The following is a 12,453-nucleotide window of genomic DNA, read 5'->3' as shown; positions in this document are numbered from 1 at the left end:
CCGGCGGGCAGCCCTGCGTATGGGGCTTGCGTATGTGCCTTGAATGCCCGCTTGTCGGGAACTGCGGCAACCGACATCATCGGGGCCCATCCTCGCCCGACAGGGATTGTATGAAACGCTTTGCCAACCTGAAACGTCTGGGCTTCTTCACGCGGCTGCTCGACGAGGCGCCGGCGGCGGACCGCTATCGCTTCGCCGCCGAGCAGATCGTGCGCGCCGAGAAGGCCGGGCTCGATTCCGCGTGGATCGCTCAGCATCATTTCCATGAGCGCGAGGGCGGCCTGCCGTCGCCCTTCACGTTCCTGGGTTATGCGGCCGCGCAGACCTCGCGCATCCGCCTCGGCACCGGCATCGTCACGCTGCCGCTGGAGAACGCAGTGCGGGTGGCGGAGGACGCCGCGGTGCTCGATCTCCTTTGCAACGGCCGCTTCGAGCTCGGCGTCGGCACCGGCGGCAACCCGTCCGCCTTCGCCGCCTTCGGCCTCGACAGCGCCCAGCGCAATGAGATTTTCAGCCGCAATCTGGATATCGTCCGCAACGCCCTGACCGGCAAGCCGCTCGATGGCGGCGACACGCTCTATCCGCAGCGGCCGCAACTGGATAAGCGCATCTGGCAGGCGACATTCTCCGTTGCTGGCGGCGCCCGCGCCGGCAAGGCCGGCGACGGCCTCCTGCTCTCGCGCACGCAGCCACGGGCCAAGGACGCGCCGAACGCGACGCTCGCCGAGATCCAGAACCCGATCATCGATGCCTATCTCGCCGCGCTGCCGCCGGGCTGCGAGCCGCGCATCATGGCCTCGCGCAGCATCTTCGTTGCCGACGACCATCGCGAGGCGCTGCGGCTTGCCGATATCGGACTGCGCCGCGCGCTGCCGCAATTCATGAAGGGCGGACATCCCCCTCCGGGCGAGACGCTGGAGGAGATGATCACCGCGTTCGACACCCATGTCGGCGATGCCGACCACGTCATTGCCTCGCTCCGCACCGACGCCACGCTGGAACGGGTGACCGATCTCGTCTTCCAGGTGCATTCGGTCGATGCGCCGCATCCTGACGTCCTGCGCTCGATCGAGCTCGTCGCCGACCAGGTCGCCCCAGTGCTGGGCTGGACCCGGACGGCCGCCAAAGACATTGCCCTCGCAGGTTAGCCGGAATGAACGAAAAACGCGTTGCACGAGGCTGAATAATGGGAACGCAAGACATCATCGACACGCTCGCCGGCATCGAGCCCGGCTCCACGCTCGACGCCATCCGCGCGCGCCGCCTGCAGGCGCGCGAGAATGCGCAGAAGAGCTATCTCGCTTTGTTCGAGCCGATCGAGGCCGGCGATTTTTCGCTTGCCGAGCGCGCGGTGGTCGCGGCCTTCGTGACCGGGCTCCATGGCGAGTCCCCCGTCGCCGCCTTCTATCGCGACAAGCTTGCCGCGACTGCGGATGGCGCGCCTCTGCTCGATGCGATCAACGCCGAGATCGAGCGCGGCAAGACCTCCGGCCCATACGGCGCCTATCCGGCCGGTCCGTTGTCGATCGAGAACAAGGCCGGCTTGATCTATCGCGTCAGCGCGGAGCGCAAGCCTGTCCTCGGCGCCAGGCTGGTCGCAGCATTGGAGCACGCGCATCTGCTTCTCTTCCACCCGCGCGATGCCGCGTCCGCCGACATGAAGGCGCTACTGGCTGCCGGCTGGTCATCCACCGGCATCGTCACGTTGTCCCAGCTCGTTGCGTTCCTGTCGTTCCAGGTGCGCGTCGTCAGCGGCCTGCGCACGCTCGCCGCGGCAAGCGCGTAGGAGGCCCAATCATGAGCACCGTCAATCCGCCCGTCGTCTTCACCCAGGACGAGCTCGGCTGGGTCTCGTGGATCGACCCGCTGCCCGAGGCCGAGCTGACCGAGCGGCACTACGCCGGCCTCGTCGACCGCGCCCGCGCCAAGTCGGAATACTTTCGTCTTTTGGTGCGCGATCCCGAAGTGCTGGAAGCCCGCACCAAGACCGACAAGGACATCTTCTACAACGTCGCCGACGGCCTGCCGCGCGCCGAGCGCGAGCTCGCCGCTGCCGCGACCTCGCGCTACAACGGCTGCATCTATTGCGCCTCCGTGCATGCGCGCTTCGCCAGCACCTATTCCAAACGGCGCGACGACGTCCAGCGCCTGCTCGACGAGGGCGTTGGGGCCGATCTCGGCGAGCGCTGGAATGCGGTGGTCAAGGCCTCGGTGGCGTTGGCCGCAACGCCGATCGCATTCGGGCCTGACAATATCGCCGAGCTGCGCCGCGCCGGTCTCGACGACGCCGAGATCGTCGACGTCATCAACGGCGCCTCGTTCTTCAACTGGGCGAATCGGCTGATGCTGTCGCTCGGCGAGCCCTCGAAATAGGCAATCTTACCGGCACGAGAATTGCTGCTGTATCAACATTGAATGGATGGAGCCGTGAATGAGCAACATCGATCGCCGTACCCTGGTCAAAGGCTCGCTCGCCGCCATGATGGCTGGCACAGCCTTCTCGCGCGCCGCACTGGCGCAATCCGCCGAGCCGATCCTGCTCGGCGTCAGCGGCCCCCTCACGGGACCGAACGCGCAATATGGCGCGCAGTGGAAGCAGGGCTTTGATCTCGCGCTCGACGAGATTCACGCCGCCGGCGGCATCAACGGCCGCAAGCTCGCCTACCAGTTCGAGGACAGCCAGAGCGATCCGCGCCAGTCGGTCGCGATCGCCCAGAAATTCGTCTCCGATCCCCGCATCGTCATGGAGCTCGGCGATTTCTCCAGTCCCGCCTCGATGGCGGCCTCCCCGATCTATCAGCGCGGCGGCCTGGTGCAGTTCGGCTTCACCAATTCGCACCCCGACTTCACCAAGGGCGGTGACTTCATGTGGAGCACGTCCGTGAGCCAGGCCGACGAGCAGCCGCTACTGGCGTCCTACGCCGTCAGGCGGCTCGGCCTGAAGAAGCTTGCGGTGCTGCACCTCAACACCGATTGGGGCCGTACCAGCCGCGACCATTTCGTCAAGGCGGCCAAGGAATACGGCGCCGAGGTCGCGATCACCGAGGGCTACATCGCCGAGGAACGCGACTTCCGCTCCACCTTGGTGCGCGTGCGCGACGCCAGCCCGGACGGGCTGATCCTGATCTCCTATTATTCCGACGGCGCGCTGATCGCGCGCCAGGCCCGCCAGGTCGGCCTGAAGCAGACGATCTGCGCGGCCAGCTCGGTGTACTCGCCGAAATTCCTGGAGCTCGGGGGCGAGGCGGTCGAGGACGTCCATCTCGGCACGCGCTATTTCCCGCAAGATCCGCGGCCCGAGGTGAGGAAGTTCATCGACGGCTTCAAGGCCAAGTACAACGGGCAGGAGCCCGACGCCTTCAATGCATACTCCTATGACGCGATGAACATGGCCGCTGCCGTGGTGAAGATCGGCGGCACCGACCGCCGCGCCATCCGCGATGCCTTCGCCAAGGTGAAGGACGTCTCCAGCGTCATCTTCGGTCAGGCCACGTTCGACGTCGAGAGCCGCCGCGTCAAGGGCGCCATGAACGCCGAACTCGTCGTGCGCAAGGGCCAGTTCGCGCTCTGGGACGGCAAGCCGACCTGATGTGATGGCCGAAGCGATCGCTCCGGCCGCTTCTCCCTGATTAGGAATGCTGCGTGTCCTCCTGGCTCGACCACACCATCAACGGGCTGATCGTCGGCAATGTCTACGCGCTCGTTGCAGTCGGGCTCGCGCTGATCTTCGGCGTCAGCCGGCTGATCAACTTCGCGCAAGGCTCGATCTATCTGGTCGGCGCCTATATCGGCTGGATCGCGGTGGTGCAACTGCACACGCCGCTGCCTCTCACCATCATCGTGGTCGCCGTGGCCGCGGCGATCGTCGGTCTGATCATCGAGCGATTCGGTCTACGGCCGCTGCAAAACTCGGTGCGCATCGCGCCGCTGCTCGCGACCATCGGCATCAGCTTCGTGCTCGATCAACTGGTGATGCTGATCTTCTCGCCCAATCCGCGCGCGCTGCCGAGCCAGTTGCCCGATGTCCGCTTCCAGGTCGGTGGCGGGACGATCGGGCCGCTTGATCTGCTCATTGCCGGCGTCGGCCTCACCAGTGCGCTGCTGCTGTTCGTGTTCCTGCGTTACACCAAGCTCGGCTGGGCCGTGCGTGCCACGGCACAGGACCGCGACGCCGCCATGCAGATGGGCGTCGACGTCAACCGGGTCAATCAGGCCGTGTTCGGTATCGCGGCGGCGCTCGGCGGCGTCTCCGGCATGCTGGTCGGCATGTACTACAACCAGATCGACACGGCGATGAGCCTTCAGGCGACGCTCAAGGGCGTCGTCGCGGAAGTCGTCGGCGGTGCCGGCAACGTGCCGGGCGCGGTGATCGGCAGCCTGCTGCTGGGCCTCGTCGAGAGCTACGGCGTCGCCGTGCTCGGCACCAGCTACCGCAATTTGTTCGCGTTCCTGCTGCTCGTCGTCGTGCTCGTGCTGCGGCCGAACGGCCTGTTCGTCAGCGCACGGCAGGCGCCGCCCGAGCCGCTCACCGGCACGTTCATCGCGCCGAGCCGCCCGGTGAATATTCCGCGCTGGGCGCTGTTGGTCGCTGTTGCCGGCTTTGCGATCCTGCCGCTGTTCCCGGTGTCCTTCTACGTGCTCCAGACCCTGGTCAATGCCTGGTTGCTCGGCATGCTCGGGCTCAGCCTGACGCTGGTTGCGGGCACGATGGGGCAGGTGTCGCTCGGTCATGCCGCGCTGCTTGCGATCGGCGCCTACACCTCCGCATTGCTGTCGCTGGTGCTGGCCGTTCCGGCCGGACTTGCGGTCATCGGCGGTGGCCTGATGAGCGCCGCGCTCGGCACGCTCCTGATCTCGCCGTCCTTCCGCCTGCGCGGGCATTACGTGTCGATCGCGACGCTCGCGATCGGCGAGATCGTGGCGCTGGTGATCCTGAACTGGGAGAGCGTGACGCGCGGCCCGATCGGCATCTCCGGCATTCCGCCGCTGTCGCTGTTCGGCTATGACCTGATCAGCCCGACCTCGGTCTATTGGTTCAGCCTTGCGGTGATGGTCGTGCTGGCGCTGCTGCAGGGACGGCTGCTTACCTCGCATCTCGGCCGCAGCTTTCGCGCCATCCGCGACGACGACATCGCCGCGCGCGCCTATGGCCTCAGCCTGAACCGCTACAAGTCGATCGCCTTCATCTTCGGCGGCTTCGCCGCCGGCGTCAGCGGCGGCATCGCCGCGCATCTCTATTCCTACATCAACCACGAGACCTTCAACACGCAGCAATCCATCCTGGCGCTGACCGTCGTGATCCTCGGCGGCCTCGGCAACGTCGTCGGCGCGATCGTCGGGTCGGTCGCGCTGGTCGGCCTGCCCGAGGTGTTCCGGATCGCGGCCGAGTACCGCATCCTGATCTACGGCATCGTTCTCTTGCTTCTGGTGCGGTTCAGGCCGCAGGGCCTGTTGGGAACGGTCTGATGGAGAAGCAGCTTCACGCCATGCTGTCCCTGCGCGGCCTGACGCGCCGTTTCGGCGGCCTCACCGCGGTCGATACGATCGACCTCGACCTTGCCAGGGGCGAGCTGATCAGCATCATCGGCCCGAACGGCGCCGGCAAGACAACGCTGTTCAATCTCGTCACCGGGCTGGACCGGCCCGATGCCGGCGCAGTCAGCTTCGAAGGGCAGGACGTCACCGGCCTGTCGCCGGAGCGGCTCGCGGCCGAAGGCATCGCGCGCACCTTCCAGCTCGGCCGCGTGTTCGGCAATCTCAGCGTCATGGACAATGTCCTGATCGGCGCGCACACGCGGCTGCGCGCCGTGAAGCCGACCGTGCCGGTGATCGGCCCGCTGCTGGAATTGGGTCTGGCCCTGCTGCGTCCCTCGCGCGTCAGGGCCGAGGAGGAGCGGCTGCGCGAGGAGGTGAAGGCCATCCTCGCGCGTTTCGGCGAACGGCTGCTGCCGCGCATCGACCAGCCCGCCTATAGTCTGTCTTACGCCAACCGCCGCCGCGTCGAGATCGCGCGTGCGCTCGCGCTGAAGCCGCGGCTGCTGCTGCTCGACGAGCCCACCGCCGGCATGAACCCGACCGAGACCGCGGAGATGCAGGGGCTCGTCGCCGAATTGAAAGCCGAAGGGCTGACCATCCTGCTGATCGAGCACAAGCTGGAGATGGTGATGCGCCTGTCCGACCGCGTCATCGTCATGGACGAGGGCAAGAAGATCGCGGAAGGGCCGGGCGAGCAGGTGCGGAGCGATCCCAAGGTGATCGAGGCCTATCTCGGCCACGGACTGTCAGGGACGACGGAGCAGGAGAGCGCGGCATGACGAGCGCACCCGAAGCACTGCTGGCTTTGTCTGATGTCAACACCTTCTACGGTCAGGCCCAGGTGCATTTCGACCTGTCGATCACGGTCGCGCGCGGCCACATTGTCTGCCTGCTCGGCGGCAACGCGAGCGGCAAGTCGACCACGATGAAGATCATCTTAGGGTTGGTGAAGCCGCGCTCGGGCGAGGTGACGTTCGACGGCGCTTCGCTGATCGGGCTCTCCACGCCGCAGATCGTCCGCCGCGGCATCGGCTCCGTGCCGGAGGCGCGGCGGCTGTTCGCTGACATGAGCGTGCGCGAGAACATCCTGATGGGCGCCTTCGTGCGCAATGACCGCGACGCCATCGCGCAGGATCTCGACAGGATGCTGACGCTGTTCCCGAAGCTCGGCCAGCGGCTGTCGCAGCGCGCCGGCTCGCTGTCCGGCGGCGAGCAGCAGATGGTGGCGATGGCGCGCGCGCTGATGAGCCGCCCGCGCATGATCGTGATGGACGAGCCGACCATGGGCCTGTCGCCGCTTTATGTTGATCGCGTGCTGGAGCTGATCCGCAGCATCAACCAGGCGGGCGTCTCGGTTTTCATGGTCGAGCAGAACGCCAGCCTCGCGCTCGAGATCGCGCACGAGGCCTATGTGCTGCAGACCGGCAAGATCGTGCTGTCTGGCCCCGCGCGCGCGCTGAAAGACGACCCCCGCATCCGCGACGCCTATCTCGGCGGCTCCGAGGCGGCCTGACGCAGTGCGCTGACCTCTCCGCGTCATGGCCGGGCATAGCCGTCCGAAGGACGGCGTCGCTTGCGCTCGCCTATGACCCGGCCATCCACGTCTTGCCTCCCGGCACGAAGAACGTGGATGCCCGGGACAAGCCCGGGCATGACGACCTCCATCCCGTGTCAAGCCGACGCCGCGCTCGCGACCTGCTCCGCCGGCTGATCATCGCCGTTGGGATCGCCCGGCGCGGTCGCCCAGGCGAGCTCCACCAGCGTCACGATCCGGCGGCCGCCGCCGTCGAGCTGGACGACGATCAGGCCCTGCTCCTCCATGTAGCCGAGCAGGCGCTGCGCGCGGCGCAGCGAGTGCGAGCCGTAGGCACGGGCGATCGCGGCATCGCCGGGGCAGGGCCAGCCTTCCTTCGCCGCGCGCGCGATCATCATGAACACGCCCTGCATGTCGTCGGGCAGGATCGAGGCGCGCAGCGCCACGTCCTGCCAGGCGTCGTCTTCGGTGAGATCCGTCCCGAGCCCGGCGCGCGCATGCGTCAGCATGCGACGGAATTCGTTGAGATCGGGCACCGCCGCCCCTAACCCCTCGATGCGGCAGCGAACCACGAACTCCTGATAGAGCACGCCGATGGCGCGGAAGCCGGCGTCGGGCTCGGCCATCACGGCACGCAGCGTGCGATCCACGCGATCGCGCCGCTCGGCGAGCTCTTCGGCACTGACGGGAGCCTCGACCACTTCGACCCGAATCTCCGGCACCGCGGCGGCCTTCGCCGCGCGAAGCTGCTCGAGCAGATCCGGAGCCGGCCGTCGCTGCGGCCGGCTGGCATCGGGCGGCGGTGCGGCGAGGATGACCGCGCGGGCATCTTCAAGCGTGGCTTCCGGCAGCGGCATCAGCCGCGGTGTCGAATTGCGCGGGCTGGTCTCGGTCGGGCCGATGTTGAGGCGCAGCGGCCGGCGCGACAACGCAGGTCCCAGCGCCATGAACTGACCGCGCTCGAGATCGCGGAAGGCTTCCGCCTGCCGCCGCTCCATGCCGAGCAGGTCGGCGGCGCGGGCCATGTCGATGTCGAGGAAGGTCCGCCCCATCAGGAAGTTCGAGGCTTCGGCCGCGACGTTCTTGGCGAGCTTGGCCAGGCGCTGGGTTGCGATGATGCCGGCAAGCCCGCGCTTGCGGCCGCGGCACATCAGATTGGTCATGGCGGCGAGCGAGAGCTTGCGTGCTTCGTCCGAGACTTCGCCCGCCACCGCCGGCGCAAACAACTGCGCTTCGTCGACGACGACGAGCATCGGGTACCAATGATCGCGGTCGACGTCGAACATCCCGCCAAGGAACGCAGCCGCGCGCCGCATCTGGTTCTCGGCGTCGAGACCTTCGAGATTGAGCACGGTGGAGACGCGATGCAGCCGTGCGCGCTCGCCCGCGACCTGGAGGCCGCGCTCGGTGTGATCCTCGGCCTCGATCACCAGATGGCCGAAGCGCTCGGCCAGCGTGACGAAGTCGCCCTCGGGATCGATGATGGCCTGCTGCACCCAGGGGGCGCTCTGTTCCAGCAGCCGCCGCAAGAGATGCGACTTGCCGGAGCCCGAATTGCCCTGCACCAGGAGACGGGTCGCCAGCAGTTCCTCGAGGTCCATGGCGGCCGCGGCGCCTGCCGTGGTCTGCCCCATCTCGATCGCAACCGTCATGTCCCCGACTCAAAGTCCCGTCATTCGCGGACAGCGGCTTATCAATCCAGCCGCGGCGCGTCGAGCGCTCCAGCGCGAATCAGATGGTGTTGCCCACGCCAAAACCGGAAAGCTCCGCCGTGCGCGGCAGGAACCCGGTGCCGAACGGCGCCGGCTCGGGGAAGATGGTGCAGACCGCCATCGCTCGGCCCGAAATGACGCAGATCAAGATCGACGGGCCCGAGACCTGCTATCCGGCCGTATGACCTTTCTGACCTTCTTCACGGCGACCTATTTCCTGCTGGCGGTGCCGGGGCCGACCAACACCCTGCTGGCGACATCGGGGGCCGGAGCGGGCATCTCGCGCTCCCTTCATCTGCTTGCGGCGGAACTGTGCGGCTATCTGCTGGCGATCGCGGTGCTGCGGCTGGCGCTCGGTCCGGTCATCAGCGACATCCCGATTGCGGCGCTGCTGCTCCGCGTCGCCGTGACCATCTACATCCTGTGCCTCGCGGTCATGCTCTGGCGCGTCAATACGCGCGAGCTGCGCGACGGCGCTGCGGTGACGTTCGGCCAGGTGCTGCTGACGACGCTGCTCAACCCGAAAGCACTGGTCTTCGCGTTCCTGCTGCTGCCGCTTGGGGCCGGGCCGCTCGAACTGCTGCCGTGGCTCGGCGTGATCGTGCTGCAGATTCTCACCGCCGGCGCCGCGTGGATCATTCTCGGCGCAACGCTCGGCCGCGGCGCCCGTCGCCTCGGGCGCCCTGACCTCGTCACGCGCACCGGCGCGGTTACGCTGGTCGCCGTGACCGGCCTGATCTGGCTGCAATCCTTCCTGGTTGCCTGAGCGGACCTCGGTGGGAGCGGCGCTACTGCGCGCCGGAGCCGCCCTGCACGATCTTCTCGTTCAGCTTCTGGTCCACGGTGTCGACGGTGCGGTCGATCTCGGCGTTGGGCACGCCGAGCTGATGCGAGATCAGCTTCACCAGCAGGTCGACGCGTTCGATGAAGGGCGCACCGCTCGCGACCGCGCGCGCCGCCGATGACGGCTTGAGCAGGCTCTCCGCGGCCTTGGCGTACTTCGCGAACGGCACCTGGTCCTGCGGATCGGCGCCGAGGCGGCGGGCGATCGCATCGACATGGTCGTAGATCGTCTGCGAACGATTGAGATCGCCGTGCACGGCGTCGCGGATCGACTGCGGCTCGTTCGGCGTGATGCAGCGGTAATTGCCGGTCAGCAGCATCGACCATTTCGCCAGCGGCACGAACAGGGAATCGAACACTTTCAGCTTCACCGGCACGTCGTGGCCGTCGAGCGTCACCGCGTCGATGTCGGCCTCCAGCTCGCGCAGCAGCTTGTTGTGCTTCTCGTCGGCGAAGACCGACGCCTTGAAGTTGGTGGGCAGGCCGACATGCAGCACGTTGGCGGCCTCTTCCGGCGGCCGGAAGGCCTGCGGGTCGGGCGAGCACAGCGTCACCAGCCCGGGCTCAAACCGCTCCCACACCTGCGCATTGGTGTAGGCCTCCTCGAGATCCATGTCGGCGAGTGCCGGAATCCGCTTCAGATAGGGCAGGGGCGGCATGTTCATGATCGACAGGCACGGCAGCTTCGCCGCGGCAATCTTGACCATGAGGACGCGCACCGTGTGGTTGGTGTATTGCGGCTCCTGCATCGCGAGGCCGACCAGATCGTAGCGGGAGAGGTCGACATTGGCCGGCGTCACCGCGTCGAGCTTGCCAGGGAGGTTGCGGGAGAAGATCGCCCGGTGCACCGCCTCGTCGCGTAGCTTAATGCGCACCTCGGTACCGTCGCGGTTGATCAGCTCCGCGGTCTTTGCGCGGCAGACCAGGGTCACGTTGTGCCCGGCCATCAGCAGCTTCGTGCCCAGCAGGGAGCCGTAAGAAGCCCCAAGAATCAATATGTTGCGCGCCATGCTCCGTCCCCTGGAAATCTGTGTGATTTTTCCGGCCCCGGCCGTTCCGCGGGGCAGTTGAGGGCATGTAAAGCGAAGCGCAGGGGAATGGCAACTGGGATAATGCATACAAGGGTGCGTCTGGTCCCCGCGGGTTCGAGGGCCAGCCTGGCGGCCTGTTTCGGTCTCGTGTCAACACAGTGAAGCAAAGATATTCTTCTTTACCGAAATTCGGATTTGTCGTATGTGTCGGTCATCCCGGCTCAATCTCGAGGGGCGATCATGAGGTCGTCATTGTCGCGAGCCGGGCTTGCGGTGGACGCGGCAGCGTCGGGCGCGAAAGGTGCGGGCAGGGAGGGTAGTCCCCGGTGAGCTCGCGGCCGCGCGCGGACGAACGGCGCTGCTAGGTTTCGTCTCGTCTGTAAGTTTCCGGCGCTGTCGACGGTGTCAGGGAATACTGCGGGCGAAATGGCGGGCCGTGCGTACGGCAAAACCGTGTGGTCCTGGCCGTCGTTGCTACGGTCAAGCTCTCGCGAATGCGGCATTGGCGTCAACCGGCGCGGTGCCGGTGACTTTTGCGAGGGTGAGGGAGGCCAGAAGGAACTCGGCTCCCGGGAGAGCACGGCATAAGCCGTCCGGCCATCGCGCAGGGAAGGCCGAGTGATTGGCACCACCTGTATGCTGCTGTGCGGTTTTCTGCGTGTGCGTTTTGCGCAGCGGACCGCGGGTGCGATGTCAGCACCCGGTCTTCCCTGCGCCCTCTTGCCGATGAGGGCGGCGAGACGAAGCAAAGCTCGGGCGAAATCAGTCGCGAGAATGAATATGCACGTCTGCGACCACACACTCGCTGTCATCGCCCGGCTTGACCGGGCGATCCAGTACTCCGAGACGACAGTTGTTCAATGCAGAGGCCGCGGCGTACTGGATTCCCCGCCTTCGCGGGGAATGACAGCCGTCACTCGGAGAGCGAGCTATCGCCTCATACTCCGTCATTGCTTCGCTTCGCTCGCAATGACGTTGATGGAGCGCCGCTTCTTGGCGGCCTCAGCCCTGGCTCGCCATGCGCTCGCGGTCGAGATGCTGCTCGATCTTGGGGCGGTCACGCGTGCGCTCGAAGCTGGTGCAGAGCAGCTCGGTCTCCTCGAGCGAGATCGGAGCACGATAGAGCCGGCACATGAATTCGGCGTTTCCACGCCCCTTGCCGGTGCCCGGCCCGCGCTCTGCGAGAAACATGCAGTCCCGGCAGATGCTCGCTTCGAGCCGTTGATGGGCAGCATCGAGGTGATTGAGGATCTCGCGGAGAGAGTCGCGCAGCCTGATGCACTCCTCGGTCCCGAGCGACGTCACCGCGTTGACCACGTGATTGATCGGGTCGTGCTGGCTCAGGCATTTCTCGCCCTGCGGCGTGACGTGCAGGACGACGGAACGCTTGTCCTCATGCGACGGCTTTCGCACCAGGAACGACTTGCTCTCCAGAGTCTTCACGATCTGCGACGCCGTCGCGCGTGTGGCGCCGATGAAGCCGGCCAGTGCGGACGGCGTGCGCGAAAACCTGTTGGCGCGCCCGAGAAAGCGCAGCGCCATCCATTCCCGATCGCGCAATCCATGCTGATTGCCTTCGAAATACCAAGCCCGCGCCGCCTGAACCAGCAGCTCGACGGCTTCCCGCGCCAATGGCATGAATCTACCTCGTCCCCGGAACTTCGTCTGCGGCGTCCCGAAGCCGCTTTGCGCCCTGAGTGTCAGACGAGCATGCCCTGTCGAACTCTCGCACAATGGCGCGGATCGCACCGCGCCCGACCTCGGCCGAGGAGCGTCGCATCGTCCGCAGCGAGAAGCC

General features: G+C 66.7%; 12 protein-coding genes. 9 read left to right on the top strand and 3 right to left on the bottom strand.

Annotation, left to right across the window (positions count from 1 at the left end):
- Window positions 1–110: 110 nt before the first annotated feature.
- Genes I6F20_RS11135 through I6F20_RS11105 form a run of 7 tightly spaced genes read left to right on the top strand, consistent with a single transcriptional unit; the run spans window position 111 to window position 7,048 of the window.
- On the top strand, window positions 111–1,148 hold the full coding sequence (locus I6F20_RS11135; protein ID WP_225126199.1) for a putative FMN-dependent luciferase-like monooxygenase: 1,038 nt from the start codon (window positions 111–113) through the stop codon (window positions 1,146–1,148).
- A gap of 38 nt (window positions 1,149–1,186) precedes the next feature.
- Entirely contained in the window at window positions 1,187–1,786 is a 600-nt protein-coding gene (locus I6F20_RS11130) for a CMD domain protein (protein WP_036006927.1), read from the top strand.
- Window positions 1,787–1,797: 11 nt separating this feature from the next.
- Window positions 1,798–2,373 carry an alkylhydroperoxidase domain protein gene (locus I6F20_RS11125; protein ID WP_036006929.1) on the top strand — a complete coding sequence of 192 codons (576 nt, stop codon included), beginning with the start codon at window positions 1,798–1,800 and terminating at the stop codon, window positions 2,371–2,373.
- Window positions 2,374–2,431: 58 nt separating this feature from the next.
- Window positions 2,432–3,589: an ABC transporter substrate-binding protein gene (locus I6F20_RS11120; protein WP_225126183.1), complete on the top strand. Its 1,158-nt coding sequence runs from the start codon at window positions 2,432–2,434 to the stop codon at window positions 3,587–3,589.
- A 53-nt stretch (window positions 3,590–3,642) separates the two neighbouring features.
- Window positions 3,643–5,466 carry an ABC transporter permease gene (locus I6F20_RS11115; protein WP_225126181.1) on the top strand — a complete coding sequence of 608 codons (1,824 nt, stop codon included), beginning with the start codon at window positions 3,643–3,645 and terminating at the stop codon, window positions 5,464–5,466.
- A complete protein-coding gene (locus I6F20_RS11110) occupies window positions 5,466–6,314 on the top strand; it encodes an ABC transporter ATP-binding protein (RefSeq protein ID WP_225126179.1) in 849 nt (282 codons plus the stop codon). Before I6F20_RS11115 ends, I6F20_RS11110 begins: the two co-directional genes overlap by 1 nt.
- Entirely contained in the window at window positions 6,311–7,048 is a 738-nt protein-coding gene (locus I6F20_RS11105; RefSeq protein ID WP_036027461.1) for an ABC transporter ATP-binding protein, read from the top strand. The genes I6F20_RS11110 and I6F20_RS11105 overlap by 4 nt, the downstream gene beginning before the upstream one ends.
- A gap of 158 nt (window positions 7,049–7,206) precedes the next feature.
- Here the strand turns inward: I6F20_RS11105 and I6F20_RS11100 are convergent, their stop codons facing one another.
- The gene (locus tag I6F20_RS11100) at window positions 7,207–8,721 is read right to left on the bottom strand and encodes a helicase HerA domain-containing protein (RefSeq protein ID WP_225126177.1); all 1,515 of its coding nucleotides are present in this window, start codon (window positions 8,719–8,721) and stop codon (window positions 7,207–7,209) included.
- 119 nt (window positions 8,722–8,840) lie between these two features.
- Here I6F20_RS11100 and I6F20_RS37940 point away from each other — a divergent pair, with 119 nt between their 5' ends.
- Together I6F20_RS37940 and I6F20_RS11095 are read left to right on the top strand one after the other, a co-directional pair.
- Complete coding sequence (locus I6F20_RS37940) at window positions 8,841–8,966, top strand: hypothetical protein (protein ID WP_275945379.1); 126 nt, start codon at window positions 8,841–8,843, stop codon at window positions 8,964–8,966.
- Window positions 8,963–9,547, top strand: a complete 585-nt coding sequence (locus I6F20_RS11095) for a LysE family translocator (protein WP_036027459.1) — start codon at window positions 8,963–8,965, stop codon at window positions 9,545–9,547. The genes I6F20_RS37940 and I6F20_RS11095 overlap by 4 nt, the downstream gene beginning before the upstream one ends.
- 22 nt (window positions 9,548–9,569) lie before the next feature.
- Here the strand turns inward: I6F20_RS11095 and I6F20_RS11090 are convergent, their stop codons facing one another.
- Together I6F20_RS11090 and I6F20_RS11085 are read right to left on the bottom strand one after the other, a co-directional pair.
- Window positions 9,570–10,634, bottom strand: coding sequence for a ketopantoate reductase family protein (locus tag I6F20_RS11090; protein ID WP_036006955.1), 1,065 nt, complete (start codon window positions 10,632–10,634; stop codon window positions 9,570–9,572).
- 1,023 nt (window positions 10,635–11,657) lie between these two features.
- Window positions 11,658–12,293, bottom strand: a complete 636-nt coding sequence (locus I6F20_RS11085; RefSeq protein WP_036006959.1) for a MarR family winged helix-turn-helix transcriptional regulator — start codon at window positions 12,291–12,293, stop codon at window positions 11,658–11,660.
- Between the last annotated feature and the right edge of the window lie 160 nt (window positions 12,294–12,453).

Origin of the sequence: Bradyrhizobium sp. IC3123, from assembly GCF_020193625.1 — a bacterium.
Classification (GTDB): Bacteria; Pseudomonadota; Alphaproteobacteria; order Rhizobiales; family Xanthobacteraceae; genus Bradyrhizobium; species Bradyrhizobium yuanmingense.
The sequence above is the reverse complement of the archived record's forward strand: the minus strand, read 5'-3'. Positions and strand labels throughout refer to the sequence as shown.